Raw genomic sequence first — 16895 nt, forward strand, 5'->3', positions numbered from 1 at the left:
GAGGGGTGACTACAGCCGAGGGTGATAACGCGACGTCCAGCAATTCCGATGTCTGGAACCTGCCCAACATCCTCACCATGCTTCGGATCGTCCTGGTTCCGTTTTTTGTGTGGTTCCTGCTCGCCGACAACGGAGAGTACGGCCTGTGGCGCTGGGCAGCGGTGGTGGCCTTCGCGGTCGCCATCTACACGGACAAGCTCGACGGCGACATCGCCAGGGCGCGCGGCCTCATCACCAATTTCGGCAAGATCGCCGATCCCATTGCCGACAAATTGCTGATCGGCTCCGCGCTGGTGCTCCTGTCCATCCTGGGGGAACTGCCGTGGTGGGTCACCATCCTCATCCTCGTCCGCGAGTGGGGGATTACGGCCCTTCGGTTCGTCGTGATCCGGTACGGCGTCATGCCGGCTTCCAGGGGCGGAAAGCTGAAGACGGTGGTACAAACCGTCGCCATCTTCCTTTACATCCTTCCCCTCAAAGCGATCGCTCCATGGCTGGGCGACGTTGCCTTCTGGGTCATGATGCTGGCACTTGCCATCACCCTGTGGACCGGCGTCGAATACGTCATCCAAGCCCTCAAGCTGCGGGCGGCGGGGCGTAGGGCATGACGTCCGGGAACGCCGGCACCGCCGCGGCAGAGACGTCGACGGCGGTGGTCGCCGCAGCGATCGCAAAGAACCAAACGGTCGCCACGGCCGAGTCGCTGACTGCTGGAATGGTAGCGGCCACCCTGGCAAATACTCCTGGCGCTTCGGGGATGCTTCAGGGGGGAGTTGTTGCGTACCAAAATTCCGTCAAGGCCGGCGTCCTGGGCGTCCCGGAAGAGCTGCTTGCCGACGTCGGGTCCGTTGACGGTGCTGTTGCGGAAGCCATGGCCGAGGGTGCCCGGCGCTCTTGCGGTGCCAGCATTGGAGTATCCACTACCGGAGTGGCCGGACCTGATCCCCACGATGGCAAAGCCGTAGGAACAGTGTTCGTTGGAATCGCTGCCGATGCCGGAACCAAAGCCTTCGAATTCAGCTTCACGGGGGACCGCCGTTCGATTCGCGAACAGGCCTGCGAGGCGGCCCTGGCGCGTCTGCTTGCCGCGCTGGAAGGGGATGGTTACCGTTCGTAAAGTAGCCGGGAACAAAAACTGATTGCCAATAGTTGTGTCATTGAGTCGCTTCGGAAGAGCCGGGGCGCCTAGGATGTAGAAACCAACCCGGTCCGCCCACCAGCGAACCGGATGACTGAGGGAGCAAGGCGATACAGATGGTAAAGCAGCCCGTATCCGTAAACGGCGTTGTCCGCTGGAAGGATGTGGGCTTGGCTGATCAGACACAGAGCGAACAGAAGGAGCGCAAAATGGTTGTACTACGCCACGAGATCGGTGATGTACTGCGCGATGTCCGCCAGCGTCAGGGCCGTACCCTCCGCGAGGTTTCGCACAGCGCCCGCGTCTCACTTGGTTACTTGAGTGAAGTTGAACGCGGCCAGAAGGAGGCTTCTTCCGAGCTCCTGTCCTCCATTTGCACAGCCCTGGATGTTCCGTTGTCCCACATGCTCCGCGAAGTCAGCGACCGTGTGGCCGTTGCTGAGGGTGTGGCCGTGCCGGACACCGTTCCGCAGGAATTCTCCCAGCGTTACGGTCGCGATCTGGACCTCACGGACGACTTCCCGCAGGGAATGCTCTCCGGAGCCCGGTAACCGTTCCACCAGAAGTGGGAGAAGGTCCCCAGCCATCGGCTGGGGACCTTCTTTTGGTCTTCGTTGGTATGGCCTGAGGAGCCTGGCGGATCAGGCGTCGGCTGGCTTGGTGGGGTCGGCAGCACTGTCCGGTTCCCGCAGGGTCACGTCCTTGAGGACGCCGTCGCCGTAGATCGCATTGAGCCGGCCCATGTAGTCGGCCAGGGTCTGGACGTCCTCAAGCGGCCATTCGCCCAGGCGTTCGCGGAATACCTGCCGCCGGGCATCCTGGACCTGGTGCATCTTGTCCTCGCCCTTGTCCGTCAGGCGTATGGATTGTGCCCTTCCGTCCTGCGGGTCCGCTTCCTTGTAGACCAGGCCAATGCTCTCCAGGAAGGCGATCTGCCGGCTCACGGAGGGCTTGCCAACGCCTATGCACGTGGCGAGGTCGGTCAGCCTGATCGGACCTTCCCTCCGGATGACGGTCAGCAGCCCGTAGGCGGCCGGTTCCATGTCCGGGTGGACCTGGCGCGACAACTGATGGGAGATTGACCGGGCACGGCGCCAGAGCAGGCTCAGCTGGTGTTCCACCTGCTGGAGGGCGTCGTCTACGGCGTCGCCTGGCACGGCCTGACCGGGCGTGCTCTGGAGAGGATTGCTCATGGCAACCATTCTAGAGTCCGGCTCCGTGAGAGACTCTATCCGTGAGGGCAAGTGACTTTTGGCGATTGATGGACGATGAGTTCGGGGCAGGCTATTCCCGTGTCCTCGCCGGCTCCTTGGTACTCGCAGGCGTGGGCGGGCGGACTGCCGTTGAGGCACTGGCCTCCGGATACCACCCCCGCGAGGTGTGGTTGGCTGTATGCGAAGTCCAGGATGTTCCGGCCGAACGCAGGCTGGGGCGGGACATTAAGCCGGCCTCCAGCTGAGGTCCGCGCCGCTGCCTCGACAGCAGACACGCCGGTCCATTGTTCGAATATCTGTTCGGATGGGGATATGCTCCTGTGAGAGGAAAATTGATCCCGAAGGCCGCATTTCCGAGCATCCGGATTACCCGGTTGTCCACATAGCCGGATTCGGCTCATAAAAATGTCAGCACGTCGTAATAGCGTCTGACATGACAGGAAAGCGGCTCTTAGGGCCACTCCACAGCGAGAAAGCATCAGAGGTGTGAACCATGGCGGCAACCCCGGATCGTGAAAAGGCGCTTGAAGCAGCGCTTGCCCAGATCGACAAGCAGTTCGGCAAAGGATCCATCATGCGCCTGGGTGATGACACCCGGGCTCCCATCGAGGTCATCCCTACCGGCTCCATTGCCCTGGACATCGCCCTTGGCATTGGCGGGCTGCCCCGTGGCCGTGTAGTGGAAATCTACGGACCGGAATCCTCGGGTAAGACAACCGTTGCGCTGCATGCGGTTGCCAGCGCCCAGCGCGCCGGCGGCATTGCGGCGTTCATCGACGCTGAGCACGCTCTCGACCCGGACTACGCGGCAAAGCTCGGAGTGGATACGGATGCACTCTTGGTCTCGCAGCCGGATACCGGGGAGCAGGCTTTGGAGATCATGGACATGTTGGTGGGTTCCGGCTCCCTGGACATCGTCGTCATCGACTCCGTGGCCGCGCTGGTACCCCGTGCTGAAATCGAAGGCGAAATGGGCGACTCCCACGTGGGTCTGCAGGCCCGCCTGATGAGCCAGGCCCTGCGTAAGATCACCGGCAGGCTCAGCCAGACCAAAACCACAGCCATCTTCATCAACCAGCTGCGTGAGAAGATCGGCGTCTTCTTCGGTTCCCCGGAAACCACCACCGGTGGTAAGGCCCTGAAGTTCTACGCTTCGGTGCGTATCGATGTCCGTCGTATCCAGACCTTGAAGGAAGGTGCGGACTCCGTAGGTAACCGCACCAAGGCCAAGATCGTCAAGAACAAGATGGCGCCGCCCTTCAAGATTGCTGAGTTCGACATTATTTACGGCCAGGGCATCTCCCGTGAGGGCGGCATCATTGATATGGGTGTCGAGCACGGCATCATCAAGAAATCGGGCTCGTGGTTCACCTATGATGGCGATCAGCTGGGCCAAGGCATGGAGAACTCGCGGCGTTTCCTCCGGGATAACCCTGAGCTCGCCCAGGAGCTGGAGCGCCTGATCAAGGAAAAGCTTGGCGTTGGCGTCAAGCCGGAGGAAGACTCCCCAAAGCTGAAGGCCGTTGACGGTTAGGAGAGGGCCGGATCCGGAGTCGTCCGTATCCGCCGATCCCGAGCCTGATCCCGAGTCCGTGGCGCGTGCCATCGTCCTGAGGCAGCTGACGATGGCGCCGCGGAGCCGGCTCCAGCTGTCCCGCAAGCTCGCGGAACGCAACGTTCCCGAGGATGTGGCCGAGGCCGTCCTGGACCGGTTTGAAGAGGTTCAGCTGATTGATGATGCTGAGTTCGCGAGAATGTGGGTCCGCAGCCGTTCGCAGAGCAAGAAGCTCGCCAAAGGCGCACTTCGTCGCGAACTGACGGAGAAGGGCATTGAGCTGGACGCAGCCGAAGATGCCCTGTCACAGCTCAGTGATCAGGATGAAGAGTTGGCTGCCCGTGAGCTTGTTCAACGTAAGCTGCGTCCCGGCGTCGATCTGGCTGATCGCGCGGAACGGGACAAGTACACCCGGCGTCTGGCGTCGATGCTGGCACGGAAGGGCTACGCCCCCTCCATGGCCTTCAGGATCGTCGGCGAGGTGCTGGCAGAAGCCGGTACCCTTGAGTAGTGAGTTTGACCATTCCTTCCCCAACAGTTCCCGCCACTCCTCCGGCTGAGCCCAGGACCTATCAGGTCCGCACGTTCGGCTGCCAGATGAACGTCCATGATTCAGAGCGCATGGCGGGACTCCTGGAGGACGCAGGTTACGTGCCTGCGGACGGTGAACTGGCTGACGTGGTGGTCTTCAACACCTGCGCTGTTCGGGAGAATGCGGACAACAAGCTCTACGGCAATCTCGGCCAACTCCGGCAGGTCAAGGCAGCGAACCCCGGCATGCAGATAGCTGTAGGTGGCTGCCTGGCCCAGAAGGACCGCGAAACCATCGTCAAGAAGGCGCCGTGGGTTGACGCCGTGTTTGGTACCCACAATGTTGGCGCCCTGCCGGCGCTGCTGGACCGTGCCCGGCACAACAATGAAGCACAACTTGAGATCCTCGAGTCTTTGGATGTCTTCCCGTCAACTCTTCCCACTAAACGGGATTCTGTTTATGCGGGGTGGGTTTCCATATCCGTGGGCTGCAACAACACCTGCACGTTCTGCATTGTGCCTTCGCTCCGCGGCAAGGAAAAGGACCGACGCCCCGGAGAAATCCTCGCCGAGATCCAAGCCCTCGTGGATGATGGCGCTGTTGAAGTGACTCTCCTCGGCCAGAACGTCAACTCGTACGGCGTGGAGTTCGGGGATCGCCAGGCTTTCTCCAAACTCCTTCGGGCGTGCGGTGAAATCGAGGGCTTGGAGCGCGTCCGCTTCACCAGCCCGCACCCCGCAGCCTTTACCGATGACGTCATCGAGGCCATGGCTGAGACGCCCAACATCATGCCGCAATTGCACATGCCCTTGCAGTCGGGCTCAGACAAAATCCTCAAAGACATGCGGCGTTCCTACCGATCCAGCCGGTTCCTCGGAATTTTGGACAAGGTTCGCGATCGGATTCCCAACGCAGCCATCACCACGGACATTATTGTCGGGTTCCCAGGCGAAACTGAAGAGGATTTCCAGGCGACCCTGGATGTCGTGGAGAAGTCCCGTTTCGCCTCAGCCTTCACCTTCCAATACTCCAAACGGCCCGGCACGCCGGCCGCCGAGTTGCCTGACCAGCTTCCGAAAGCGGTGGTGCAGGAGCGTTTCGAAAGGCTGACAGCCCTCCAGGACCGCATTGCCGCTGAGGAGAACGCCAAACAGCTGGGCAGGACGGTTGAAGTGCTGGTGACGGCCCAGTCAGGGCGTAAAGCCGAGGAAACCCACCGCTTATCCGGTCGGTCCAAGGATCAGCGCCTGGTGCACTTCTCCGTGCCGTCCGGCGCAGATACTCCCCGTCCCGGTGACTTTGTGACGGTCACCATCACGGAGGCTGCTGCTTTCCACCTTGTGGCGGATCCGGCCACCGCTGGCGACTATGTGCTGCGCCGGTCCCGTGCCGGCGATGCCTGGGATCGTTCCCAAGCTGAGTCCTGCGGCGTCCCTGCTCCGGGTTCGGGCTCGACCAAGGCCGGGGTGTCCCTGGGCATGCCGTCCTTGCCGGCTCGCCGCGCCTGACGTCGGACCAGGAACCCTGTGCCTACCTACACCAAGGACGCTTCCTTGCCCGTCATTGCAGTGGTTGGCCCCACTGGTTCCGGCAAGTCGGACTTGGGTGTCAACCTTGCCCTCGCCCTGAACGGTGAGGTCATCAACGCGGATGCCCTGCAGTTCTATCGCGGGATGGACATCGGAACAGCCAAGATCAGCGTGGAAGAGCGCAAGGGCGTTCCCCATCACTTGCTGGACACCATGGATGTCACCCAGGAGGCAAGTGTTGCGGACTTCCAGGCGGACTGCCGTAGAGCCATTGGGGAAATCCGTTCACGCGGAAAACGCCCTATCCTGGTGGGGGGATCCGGTCTGTACGTCCGCGCCGCGCTGGACGTCCTGGAGTTCCCCGGCACCGACCCAGTCATCCGTAAGGCCCTGGAAGAAGAGTATGACGCGCACGGCCTCGCGCCGCTGCGAACCCGCCTTGAGGACGCCGATCCCGTGTCGGCAGCCCGTGTAGGTGACGCGCGGCGGGTGATCCGGGCCCTTGAAGTGCACCAGCTCACCGGGCGGCCTTTCAGTTCGTTCATGCCGCAGCGCGAGTACTTTCACCCGGCAGTGCAGATCGGGCTGTCAGTGGACCGTGAGGTGCTGAGGGAACGGTTGGCCCTGAGGGTCCATCGGATGGTGGAGGCTGGTCTGCTTGAGGAGGTTGAACGGCTTGATGCTGCGGGGCTCAGGGAGGGCAAGACCGCGTCCCGTGCCCTGGGGTACGCGCAGTTCCTGAGGGTCCTGGACCGTCAAGCCGATGTTGCTGCCGCTTCAGAGGAAACCATCGTGGCTACCAGGCAGTTCGCCAGGCGTCAGCTCACCTGGTTCAGGGCTGACCCCCGGATCACCTGGCTTGACTGGCAGGATACCGACCTCGTGGCCAAGGCCGTCGCCACCGCTTCGAGCCGGCCGGCCTGATTTCTGGCCAAACCAGCGTGGAAGGTAGCCTAGTGGCATGGATGAAACCCCTGCAGTTCCCGCCCAGCAGTCCACAGCTGCCGGTGCTACCGTGACCTCAAGCCTTGCTGGGCTGACGTTTTCCAAGGGCCATGGAACGGGCAACGACTTCGTCCTGATTGCCGACCCCGGCGATGCCCACGAGATCACCCCGGAGCAGGTTGCCCAATTATGCGACCGCCACGTAGGCATTGGTGGAGACGGTCTTATCCGCGCTGTCCCGTCGCGGTTCCTTCCGGAGGGTCGGGACCTTCTGGAGCAGGACCCGGACGCCGAATGGTTCATGGATTACCGCAACGGCGATGGTTCCCTCTCGGAGATGTGCGGCAACGGCGTCCGCGTCTTCGTGCACTTCTTGATTGCGGAAAAACTGGTGGATCTTGGCCCGGGCGAAACCCTGACCATCGGCACCCGTGGCGGGGTCAAGAAAGTGGTCCGTACGGCCAACGGGTATGCCGTGGACATGGGCCCATGGGAGTTCATCTTCCCCAAGGAAGCCACCACCAAGGCAATGGACGCATTGGTCAGCGCTGACGGCCTGGAAGTAGCCCGTCCGGGCCTCTCAGTCAGCATGGGCAACCCCCACACTGTGGTTGCTTTGGCCGAACTCAAGGAGCTGTCGGCCACGCAATTGTTCAAGGCGCCGGTGGTCGATCCCAAGCCTGTCAACGGGACCAACGTTGAATTCGTTGTTCCGGCCGAACCGTTGGTTGAAGACGGCGTCGGCACCATCACCATGCGTGTCCATGAGCGCGGCGTGGGGGAGACCCAATCATGCGGCACAGGAGCCTGCGCGGCCGCTGTCGCCATTCGTCATTGGGCCGGAAACACCGCGCCGAACGATTGGCACGTTAAGGTGCCGGGCGGCGTCGTGGGTGTTAAATTCTTCCCCGGTGCAGGTGGCCGCGAACATGTAGAGCTCAGCGGCCCGGCCGTGATCGTGGCTACTGGGACGCTTTCCTGACCCTGATGATCCTGAAGGACTTGGACGTGCTCTCCCGGCCCACCGTGTAGCTCTTGTCCAGCTCGCCGGCGAGCCACCGCTGGAGGGAGTCCGAGCCAAGGTTCTTTTGAACCACCAACCAGGCGTTTCCTCCCGGGGCCAGGCGCGGCAGCCACGTCAGCAGCAGGGTGTGCAGCTCGTCCTTGCCGATGCGGATAGGCGGGTTGGACCAGATGGTGTCGAACTCGACGGCGGGGTCTACCTCGTGCGGCAGGCTCGCCGTCACGTTGTCCAGACCCAGGGCAGCCGCGTTCTCATTGGTCAACGTGACACACCGCTCATTGACGTCCACGGCGTGCACCTTGGCGTGGGGGGCCATCAGCCCCAGCGTCAAGGCAATAGGACCCCAGCCGCAGCCGATGTCCAACAAGTTTCCCTGGGGTGAAGGCGGCGGAACTTCGGAGAAGAGTATGGCAGTGCCCTTGTCCACTCCGTCGGGACTGAAGATGCCGGAGGAGGTCTGCAAGTGGCGTGTGGCTCCAGCGAGTTCCACCGTGAGTGGCTTTCGGGTGAATGGTCCGGCCGGTTGGGCGGTGAAATAGTGTGCAGACTCCATAATTTGCCAGATTAGTTGGCTATCGGCGCCATGGGAAACTGCCCGCCCGAAGAGCTGGCTTGACATTGGATGATAGTGTGAAACGCATGTTCTTGATCTTCGAGTAAAAAGCCGCCACCCGCCTGAGCACTCAGGCGTCACACGGCACCGCCCGCGATGCAGCCCGGTCCTTGGCAGTTCTGCCAAGCCCCGGTCTTTCCGCCAGGCAGGTCCCACCGGCACATCCGTTGACCCGCGTTCCCCGTCACGGATGTCTTGAAGATCACACCCTCCAGCCCAGCTCTCTGAACCGTCAGCATCCTGTGCGGTCCAGGTAAGCCGGCAGTGCAATCTCCAGACAGCCAGGAACCTCCACGCGGATCCCACCACGCCAGATCACAGCAACCGCCGCCCACTCCACGGGCGGCCGTTCAGCACAGGAGGCCCTCTTTGGCCCATGCCCGTCAGCCCAGCGCGAATAGCGCCCCATTGAACAGCAAACAGCACTATTCTGGAATAGCCGAACAGTCTAAGGAGACCATGACCACCCAGAAGCACTCCGGATCCGATTCCGACGCCCAGGACATGAGTCCTGAACAAATCCAGGCCGTCATCGACCGGATTCTTTCCAAGGACGTACCTGCGCAAGCATCCGATAACGACGATGCCGGTGGTGTGTTCGGCAAGGCACAGGCCATTTCCACACTTGACCAGGAACACAGCATCTACGACGGCGACCAGGAAGACCTGGCCGAGCGTCGTGCACTGCGCCGTACGGCTGGCTTGTCCACGGAACTCGAAGACGTCACCGAGGTCGAATACCGGCAGCTGCGCCTTGAGCGCGTCGTCCTGGCCGGCCTCTGGACCGAGGGGACACTGGCCGACGCTGAAAATTCACTCCGCGAGCTAGCTGCCCTGGCAGAGACTGCCGGTTCGGAAGTCCTTGACGGTTTGGTGCAGCGGCGAACGAAGCCGGACCCGGGGACCTTCCTGGGGTCGGGCAAGGCCCAGGAACTCAAGGACATCGTTGCCGCCACCGGTGCGGACACCGTAGTGGTGGATACCGAGTTGGCTCCTTCCCAACGCCGTGGCCTTGAGGACATTGTCAAGGTCAAGGTAGTAGACCGCACCACGCTGATCCTGGACATCTTCGCCCAGCACGCCAAGAGCCGTGAAGGCAAAGCCCAGGTTGAGCTTGCGCAGCTCGAGTACCTGCTCCCGCGCCTCCGTGGTTGGGGCGACTCCATGTCACGCCAGGCCGGTGGCCAGGTGGGTGGGGCTGGTGCCGGCATGGGTTCGCGTGGTCCTGGTGAAACCAAGATCGAACTGGACCGTCGTCGCATCCGCACCCGCATGGCCAAGCTTCGCCGTGAGATCGCCGCGATGAAGCCGGCGCGCGAGACCAAGCGCGCCAACCGCCGTCGTAATGCCGTTCCTTCCGTCGCAATCGCCGGATACACGAACGCCGGCAAGTCATCGCTCCTGAACCGCCTCACTGACGCTGGTGTGCTGGTGGAGAACGCCCTGTTCGCCACCTTGGATCCCACCGTCCGTAAAGCCCAAACGCCGGATGGCATCGGCTACACCTTGGCGGACACTGTGGGGTTTGTCCGTTCGTTGCCGACCCAGCTGATTGAAGCCTTCCGCTCCACCTTGGAAGAAGTGGCGGACGCAGACCTGATCCTGCACGTAGTGGACGCCTCGCATCCTGATCCCGAAGGCCAGATTGCTGCTGTCCGGGAGGTCTTCACAGAGGTGGATGCCCGCAAGGTGCCCGAGATCATCGTCCTGAACAAGGTTGATGTCGCGGATCCCTTCGTCGTTGAGCGCCTGAAGCAGAAGGAACCGCGTCATGCGGTTGTTTCTACACGCACTGGCCAAGGCATCGCCGAACTGCTGGAAGACATCAGCCGGTCCATTCCCCGCCCGGGGGTGCGCCTGGAGCTTCTCATTCCCTACGACCGCGGCGAAATGATCAGCAAGCTCCACAGCTCCGACTCGGAAATCCTCACCCTCGAGCACGAGGAAAACGGGACCCGTGTTGTTGTCATGGTCCGCGAAGGACTGGCAGCCGAACTGGAGCCGTTCGTCACCAATGGTTGAGAAGGTGGCGGCGGACGCCGTCGAGTCGTTGGGGGAGAAGACCACCCTCGAGTTGTTGGACCGGGCTGTTGCCGGCATGGGCGGTCAAAGCCGTACCGGGCAGCACGAGATGGCCAAGCATGTCACCAGGGCCATCGAGACCGGGGAGCACCTGCTGGTCCAGGCGGGAACGGGAACAGGTAAGTCCTTGGCGTACCTGATTCCATTGATCGCGCATTCGATGGACAGCGACAAACCGACTTTGGTGTCCACCGCCACCTTGGCACTCCAAACACAGATTGTTGGCCGCGACCTTCCCCGGCTGTTGGAGACCATCAACCCGGCCCTTGAACGCCCCGTCAACGTGGCGCTCGTCAAGGGCAGGGCCAACTACGTCTGCCGGCAAAAACTCGAAGGCGGGTTCCCCAGTGAGGAACCGTCCGAGGGTCAGCTGTTCTCCCTGGGCGAGGACACCAGTGTCCCGCACTTTGCGGCGTCCATGGGGGGACCGCAATCACAGCTGGGCAAGGAAGTGGTCCGGCTTCGCGAATGGGCCGAAAAGACCACTACCGGCGACCGTGACGAACTCATGCCCGGCGTCACGGACCGGGCTTGGCGGCAAGTCTCCGTGACGTCCATGGAGTGCCTCGGCGCGCAGAAGTGTCCCCTCGCCGAGGAGTGCTTCAGTGAGTTGGCCCGGTCCCGCGCAGGCGAAGCCGACGTCGTTGTCACCAACCATGCCATGCTGGCCGTCAGCGCCTTCGAAGGGCTGGCTGTGCTGCCCGAATACGACGTCGTGGTAGTGGATGAGGCCCATGAACTGCAGGACCGGGTGACGGGCGCGGTGTCAGGCCAGTTGTCCGTGGCCATGGTCCATGCGGCGGCGTCGAGCGCGCGCAAGCACACGGCCATCACGGTGGATGCCCTCAACGCGGCCGCCGATCGTTTGGATATGGCCATAGCGGGCGTGCCCAATGGTCTTCTGCCCAGTGGGCTCAATGACGAACAGCTCGACTGTTTGGACCAACTGAGGGAAGCCACACGCGCAGCATTGTCGGATTCGAAGACGGATTCTTCCAACGCGGTCGACGGCGGCAGGCAGCTGGCGCGTTCACGGCTCATGCTCATTCTGGAGCTGTGCGAGCGGATGCTCGCGGCCAAGGAGAACCGGGAAGTGGTGTGGTTTTCCCGCAACAGTACGTTCGATCCCCAGCAGGGATACTCGCAACCCGACGAGACCGCTCCGGCCCTGATCAACATTGCGCCCCTGAGTGTGGCGGGACGCCTGCGCGAAGGTCTCTTTGCCGGTCACACAGTGGTGCTGACTTCAGCTACCCTGGCCATCGGCTCGGCTTTCGAACCGGCTGCAGGTGGCCTTGGACTGATTGGCGATGGAGCGCCAAGCTGGACCGGGATCGATGTTGGCTCGCCCTTCGATTACCCCAAGCAGGGTGTGCTTTACGTGGCCAAGCACTTGCCCAAGCCTGGCCGTGGAACTTCGCCCGAGGCCCTGGATGAGTTGGAAGACCTCATCCGCGCTTCCGGTGGGGGAGCGCTGTGTCTTTTCTCGTCGCGGCGGGCGGCTGAGGAAGCCGCCGATGCCATGAGGCTTCGTCTCGACGTCAGTATTCTCTGTCAGGGTGAATCCACCATGGCCGCATTGGTGAAGCAGTTCGCCGACGAGCCCGATACCTGCCTCTTCGGCACGATGTCGCTGTGGCAGGGTGTGGATGTCCCCGGTGGTTCGTGCCGCCTTGTGGTCATAGACCGAATCCCGTTCCCGCGTCCGGATGACCCGTTGATGACTGCCCGCTCTCGTGCCGTGGCACAGTCGGGTGGAAACGGATTCATGGCCGTGTCAGCGACCCACGCCGCCATTCGTCTGGCCCAGGGGGCAGGCCGGCTCATCCGTTCCACCGGGGACAAAGGGGTTGTGGCGGTCCTGGACTCCCGGCTCTCAACAGAGCGCTATGGGGGCTTCCTCAGGGCAGCCCTGCCGCCGTTCTGGGCGACGACGGACAGAACCGTGGTTCGGGGCGTCCTGGAGCGTCTGGGCCCGGCCAAAGCCTCCTAGAGGGAACGCAGGACCGACACGACCTTGCCCATGATGGTGGCCTGGTCGCCGAGGATGGGTTCGTACTGGGTGTTCTGCGGAAGAAGCCAGGTGTGCCCATCGCGCTGGCGGAAGGTTTTCACGGTTGCTTCGTCGTCCAGCAGTGCTGCCACGATGTCTCCGTTGATGGCGTCGTTCTGCCGGCGGACAACTACCCAGTCGCCGTCGCAGATCGCGGCATCGATCATTGAGTCGCCGGCCACCTTCAGCATGAAGAGTTCGCCGTGCCCTACGAGTTGCCGGGGCAGGGCAAGCACGTCCTCCACGGTCTGGTCAGCAAGGATGGGGCCGCCGGCAGCGATCCGACCAACCAGCGGGACCATGGCAGTATCGCTGGCGCTGGCAAGCTCTGTGACGGCAAAGCCACCCGTGCTGCGGAGGGTAGTGGGTGCTTCCACTCCCGGAATGGGTCCGCCATCGAGGGTCAACGGCATGAGGACTTCCATGGCCCGGGGACGTTTGGGATCGCGGCGGAGATATCCAAGCTTCTCCAGCTGGGAGAGCTGGTGCGTCACGCTCGACAGGCTTGCCAGGCCCACGGTGTCTCCAATTTCGCGCATGCTGGGCGGATAACCGTTGTCATTGACGGACCGCTGGATGGTTTCCAGGATCTTCTTCTGACGGACAGTCAGGCTCTTGGGACTCTTTTGAGGCTGCTGGCTCCGCAGGGGTGCCCCGCCGCCGGTGGCTTTCGCTGCCATGTTCGCCAATGCCTTTCCATTCCGCCCGGAGTGAGCCCGGGGTCGTCGGGCCTGCAAAAAATGTCAGACCCTCCTGTTCCACTGAAACAGTGCTGTTTCTTCACTCAAACGTAGGGCAGCCACAGGCGTTTATCAAACATTTGTTCTAGCGAGTCTCGACACCGTTCGTTGATAAGTGCTAAAAATGTCATAGCAAGGTTCGAATATGTGTTCTATAAACCTGATGCTGACGCCGGCTGTTCGAACGAAGTGTTCGAACTGACGGAGTTGGGCAGGGGAACACACAGAATTGGCAGCCATGTACCGGGACCCGGCGCACGGCAATAGCTCAGAAGGGCTCAGCTCATGTCCGCAATCACTACGTTCGCTGATTTCCGCACCACCCAGGCGCCTGCGCGTCTGCGCCTGACCCGACGGGGACGGATGGTCTTCTTCGGCATCCCGGCAATGCTGCTGGTGGCTGCGCTGCTGAGCCTGGCTGGATTTATCACGTCACCGGCCAAGGCTTCGGATTCCCAGGCGCAACTCCAACCGCCCGTCGCTGTCACTGTTACGGTTCAGCCGGGACAATCGCTGTGGGGCATCGCCGGAGCCGCTGCTCCTGAGCGGGATCCCCGCGACGTGATTGCGGAGATCATCCAGCTCAATGACCTCCGGGGCGGCCGTATCCAGCCGGGTCAGCAACTGTTCGTGCCCGCAAATTAGTACGTTGCATGCCCGCATGAGCCGGCCACCCGGCGTCACAGTTAGTCGGCAGTCCCGGCGGCCCCTTAAACTGTGGTGGTGAGTGACCAGCTTGAGCGACTTAACCGACTACCCCTCCGGACCAACCTGCGTGGACTGAGCCCTTACGGTGCTCCGCAGCTTGACGTCCCCATTTTGCTCAACGTCAACGAAAACACCCATGGCGTCCCGGCTGATGTGCAGGCAGCCATCACAGAAGCTGTTGCTGCTGCGGCCACGGGGCTCAACCGCTACCCGGACCGGGAGTTCACGGAACTTCGCCAGTCGCTGGCCGACTACCTTGGTCACAATCTTTCCCCGGACAACATCTGGGCAGCCAATGGCTCCAATGAGGTTCTGCAGCAGGTCCTCCAAGCATTTGGCGGACCCGGCCGGAAAGCACTGGGATTCCCGCCCACGTATTCCATGTACCCGTTGCTGGCCAGCGGCACGGATACCGAATACGTCCGCGGAGTCAGGGCTGACGACTACGGCCTCGATGCTGCCTCCGCCGCTGCACAGGTCCGGGAGACAGGTGCCAACATCGTGTTCCTGTGTTCACCCAACAATCCCACGGGAACAGGTCTGGGGCTGGATGTCGTTGAGGCTGTTTATGAGGCAGGCGAAGCCAGCCAGGCAATAGTGATCGTGGACGAGGCCTACCACGAGTTCGCACACGACAATACCCCGAGCGCCCTGACCTTGTTGCCGGGACGCGAGCGTCTGATCGTTTCCCGCACCATGAGCAAGGCCTTTGCCCTTGCCGGTGCCCGACTGGGCTATATGGCTGCTGCTCCCGAGGTCACGGATGCCATCCGGCTGGTCCGGCTTCCGTACCACCTGTCGGCTGTTACCCAGGCAACCGCCCTGGCTGCGCTCAACCACCGGGAAGCCCTCATGGCCGACGTTGAGGACATTAAAGTCCAGCGCGACCGGATTGTGACCGAGCTCCTGCGCATGGGCTTGAAACCTGCGGAGTCGGACTCCAACTATGTCTTCTTCGGCGGACTCAAGGATCCTCACACGATCTGGCAGGGCCTGCTTGACGCCGGCGTGCTGATCCGCGATGTCGGGATTCCCGGCCACCTCAGGGTCACTGCTGGAACCGAACCGGAAACCACGGCCTTCCTCGAGGCGCTGGAAGCGCTGCTGGACGGCGGGGCGTCCCAGCCCGCCTAAACTTGTCCATAGACCCAACCCACTCTTCGTGTATAAGGACGTCCCAATGAGCGAAACCGGCGCCACGCCGTCCGCTGCCCGCACCGCGCGCATGGAGCGCACCACCAGCGAATCCTCCGTCCTGGTGGAGATCAACCTGGACGGATCAGGTGTCTCGGACATCAGCACCTCGGTTCCGTTCTACGACCACATGCTGACGGCGCTGTGCAAGCACTCGTTGATTGACATGACCGTGAAGGCCACCGGCGATACCCACATCGACGCCCACCACACCGTTGAAGATGTTGCCATCACCTTTGGCGAGGTGCTGCGCACCGCTTTGGGCAACAAGGCGGGCATCCGCCGCTTCGGCGAAGCCACTGTTCCTCTGGATGAGGCCCTTGCCCACGCTGTGGTGGATGTTTCCGGCCGCCCGTACCTCGTTCACGGCGGAGAGCCGGCCGGCCAGGAGTACCACTTGATTGGTGGTCACTTCACTGGTTCATTGACCCGCCACGTTTTTGAGGCCATTACCCTGCACGCCGGGATTTGCCTGCACATGAACGTTCTCGCCGGCCGCGATCCCCACCACATCGTGGAAGCCCAATTCAAAGCCTTCGCCCGGGCACTCCGTGCTGCAGTGGAATCCGATCCCAGGGTCGAGGGCATCCCCTCCACCAAGGGGGCATTGTGAGCGGTCAGGTCCTGAAGGACGGGGCAGTCGCCGACACCATCGCTTCGGTCAAGCCCGAGTCCCCGGAAGGCAAGCCCACTGTCACGGTGCTCGACTATGGTTCGGGCAACGTACGTTCGGCTGTGAGGGCACTGGAGCGTGCCGGCGCCCATGTAGTGCTGAGCTCCAAGCCTGAAGACGTGCTTAACGCCGATGGCCTGGTGGTTCCGGGTGTCGGTGCTTTCGAGACCGTCATGAAGGAACTGAAAGCCGTGGATGGCATCCGGATGATCGGACGCCGGGTCGCCGGCGGCCGGCCTGTGCTGGCCATCTGTGTTGGTCTGCAGGTTCTGTTTGAAGCCGGTGTGGAACACGGCACCGAGTCCGAGGGCATGGCCGAGTGGCCTGGCAAGGTGGAGCTCCTGCCTGCTCCCGTCGTCCCGCACATGGGGTGGAACACCGTGGATGTCCCGGAAGGATCCAAGCTTTTTGCCGGCGTCGAGCAGGAGCGTTTCTATTTTGTGCACTCGTACGGTGTGCAGGAATGGAACTTCGACGTTGTGCAGCCCCGCATGGCCCCGCCGCAGGTGACGTGGTCCGAGCATGGCGCACGGTTCATTGCCGCCGTGGAAAATGGGCCGCTCTGCGCTACCCAGTTCCACCCGGAAAAGTCGGGGGACGCCGGGGCGCGCCTGTTGCGGAACTGGGTGGACGGCCTGAAAAAGACCCGTGCTCCAGCAGCGGAAACCTCCGGAAGCGGTGCCGCCTAGATGTGGTCTGTTGTCCTCATGGGCCTTGCCGGCGTGCTGGTGGGCGGCGGTCTTTCCTTCCATCAGCAGAAGAAGCCCCGCTGGGTTTCCATCTCTTTTTACGTGCTGGCAGGGTTGTCCCTGCTGGCCGCCTACCTCCTGACGCTGCCCGGTAACTGAGCCGGTCACCAAGAACCCGCGTCAAACCTCGAACTCCAAGGACCCAC

At 62.4% G+C, this 16895-nt stretch carries 19 protein-coding genes; 16 read left to right on the forward strand and 3 right to left on the reverse strand.

All coding sequences use genetic code 11. The features are described from left to right. Nucleotides 1–5: 5 nt before the first annotated feature. The 3 genes from pgsA (at nt 6) to QEH68_RS08325 (ending at nt 1689) form a co-directional block, all read left to right on the forward strand. Entirely contained in the window at nt 6–608 is a 603-nt protein-coding gene (gene pgsA / locus QEH68_RS08315; protein WP_207597026.1) for a CDP-diacylglycerol--glycerol-3-phosphate 3-phosphatidyltransferase, read from the forward strand. Beyond that, a complete protein-coding gene (locus tag QEH68_RS08320) occupies nt 605–1117 on the forward strand; it encodes a nicotinamide-nucleotide amidohydrolase family protein (protein ID WP_280627655.1) in 513 nt (170 codons plus the stop codon). Before pgsA ends, QEH68_RS08320 begins: the two co-directional genes overlap by 4 nt. 137 nt (nt 1118–1254) lie before the next feature. After that, nucleotides 1255–1689, forward strand: coding sequence for a helix-turn-helix transcriptional regulator (locus tag QEH68_RS08325; RefSeq protein WP_024820363.1), 435 nt, complete (start codon nt 1255–1257; stop codon nt 1687–1689). Between the two features lie 90 nt (nt 1690–1779). Here the strand turns inward: QEH68_RS08325 and QEH68_RS08330 are convergent, their stop codons facing one another. Beyond that, nucleotides 1780–2331 carry a MarR family transcriptional regulator gene (locus QEH68_RS08330; protein WP_207597028.1) on the reverse strand — a complete coding sequence of 184 codons (552 nt, stop codon included), beginning with the start codon at nt 2329–2331 and terminating at the stop codon, nt 1780–1782. A 41-nt stretch (nt 2332–2372) separates the two neighbouring features. Between QEH68_RS08330 and QEH68_RS08335 the strand changes: the two genes are divergently transcribed. The 6 genes from QEH68_RS08335 (at nt 2373) to dapF (ending at nt 7895) form a co-directional block, all read left to right on the forward strand. Beyond that, nucleotides 2373–2597: a DUF3046 domain-containing protein gene (locus QEH68_RS08335; RefSeq protein WP_207597029.1), complete on the forward strand. Its 225-nt coding sequence runs from the start codon at nt 2373–2375 to the stop codon at nt 2595–2597. A 248-nt stretch (nt 2598–2845) separates the two neighbouring features. Continuing rightward, on the forward strand, nt 2846–3886 hold the full coding sequence (gene recA / locus QEH68_RS08340; protein ID WP_089594401.1) for a recombinase RecA: 1041 nt from the start codon (nt 2846–2848) through the stop codon (nt 3884–3886). Next, nucleotides 3876–4418 (forward strand): regulatory protein RecX, encoded by a 543-nt coding sequence (locus QEH68_RS08345; RefSeq protein WP_207597030.1) that lies wholly within the window; start codon nt 3876–3878, stop codon nt 4416–4418. The genes recA and QEH68_RS08345 overlap by 11 nt, the downstream gene beginning before the upstream one ends. Continuing rightward, on the forward strand, nt 4418–5947 hold the full coding sequence (miaB, locus tag QEH68_RS08350) for a tRNA (N6-isopentenyl adenosine(37)-C2)-methylthiotransferase MiaB (RefSeq protein WP_280627656.1): 1530 nt from the start codon (nt 4418–4420) through the stop codon (nt 5945–5947). The genes QEH68_RS08345 and miaB overlap by 1 nt, the downstream gene beginning before the upstream one ends. Before the next feature lie 18 nt (nt 5948–5965). Next, nucleotides 5966–6892: a tRNA (adenosine(37)-N6)-dimethylallyltransferase MiaA gene (gene miaA, locus QEH68_RS08355; protein WP_280627657.1), complete on the forward strand. Its 927-nt coding sequence runs from the start codon at nt 5966–5968 to the stop codon at nt 6890–6892. Nucleotides 6893–6929: 37 nt separating this feature from the next. Beyond that, entirely contained in the window at nt 6930–7895 is a 966-nt protein-coding gene (dapF, locus tag QEH68_RS08360; RefSeq protein WP_280627658.1) for a diaminopimelate epimerase, read from the forward strand. Here the strand turns inward: dapF and QEH68_RS08365 are convergent. Further along, nucleotides 7876–8490, reverse strand: coding sequence for a methyltransferase (locus QEH68_RS08365; protein WP_280627659.1), 615 nt, complete (start codon nt 8488–8490; stop codon nt 7876–7878). The two genes, dapF and QEH68_RS08365, sit on opposite strands and share 20 nt — an antisense overlap. 519 nt (nt 8491–9009) lie before the next feature. Between QEH68_RS08365 and hflX the strand changes: the two genes are divergently transcribed. Both hflX and QEH68_RS08375 read left to right on the forward strand, forming a co-directional pair. Further along, entirely contained in the window at nt 9010–10572 is a 1563-nt protein-coding gene (hflX, locus tag QEH68_RS08370) for a GTPase HflX (RefSeq protein ID WP_207597035.1), read from the forward strand. Next, a complete protein-coding gene (locus QEH68_RS08375) occupies nt 10565–12625 on the forward strand; it encodes an ATP-dependent DNA helicase (RefSeq protein WP_207597523.1) in 2061 nt (686 codons plus the stop codon). The genes hflX and QEH68_RS08375 overlap by 8 nt, the downstream gene beginning before the upstream one ends. On the opposite strand, the gene lexA is transcribed toward QEH68_RS08375, so the two are convergent. Then, the gene (gene lexA / locus QEH68_RS08380; RefSeq protein ID WP_089594409.1) at nt 12622–13365 is read right to left on the reverse strand and encodes a transcriptional repressor LexA; all 744 of its coding nucleotides are present in this window, start codon (nt 13363–13365) and stop codon (nt 12622–12624) included. The genes QEH68_RS08375 and lexA overlap by 4 nt on opposite strands. 345 nt (nt 13366–13710) lie before the next feature. Here lexA and QEH68_RS08385 point away from each other — a divergent pair, with 345 nt between their 5' ends. The 5 genes from QEH68_RS08385 to QEH68_RS08405 all read left to right on the forward strand — a co-directional run bounded on the left by QEH68_RS08385 (nt 13711) and on the right by QEH68_RS08405 (nt 16848). Continuing rightward, nucleotides 13711–14070, forward strand: coding sequence for a LysM peptidoglycan-binding domain-containing protein (locus QEH68_RS08385; RefSeq protein ID WP_207597037.1), 360 nt, complete (start codon nt 13711–13713; stop codon nt 14068–14070). Between the two features lie 78 nt (nt 14071–14148). Next, a complete protein-coding gene (locus QEH68_RS08390) occupies nt 14149–15267 on the forward strand; it encodes a histidinol-phosphate transaminase (protein WP_280627660.1) in 1119 nt (372 codons plus the stop codon). A gap of 46 nt (nt 15268–15313) precedes the next feature. After that, on the forward strand, nt 15314–15940 hold the full coding sequence (gene hisB / locus QEH68_RS08395) for an imidazoleglycerol-phosphate dehydratase HisB (protein ID WP_089594411.1): 627 nt from the start codon (nt 15314–15316) through the stop codon (nt 15938–15940). Further along, nucleotides 15937–16689, forward strand: coding sequence for an imidazole glycerol phosphate synthase subunit HisH (gene hisH, locus QEH68_RS08400; RefSeq protein WP_280627661.1), 753 nt, complete (start codon nt 15937–15939; stop codon nt 16687–16689). Before hisB ends, hisH begins: the two co-directional genes overlap by 4 nt. After that, nucleotides 16690–16848 (forward strand): hypothetical protein, encoded by a 159-nt coding sequence (locus QEH68_RS08405; protein WP_280627662.1) that lies wholly within the window; start codon nt 16690–16692, stop codon nt 16846–16848. Nucleotides 16849–16895: the final 47 nt, after the last annotated feature.

The sequence above is a fragment of the Paenarthrobacter sp. OM7 genome (genome assembly GCF_029873575.1).
Lineage (GTDB): Bacteria > Actinomycetota > Actinomycetes > Actinomycetales > Micrococcaceae > Arthrobacter.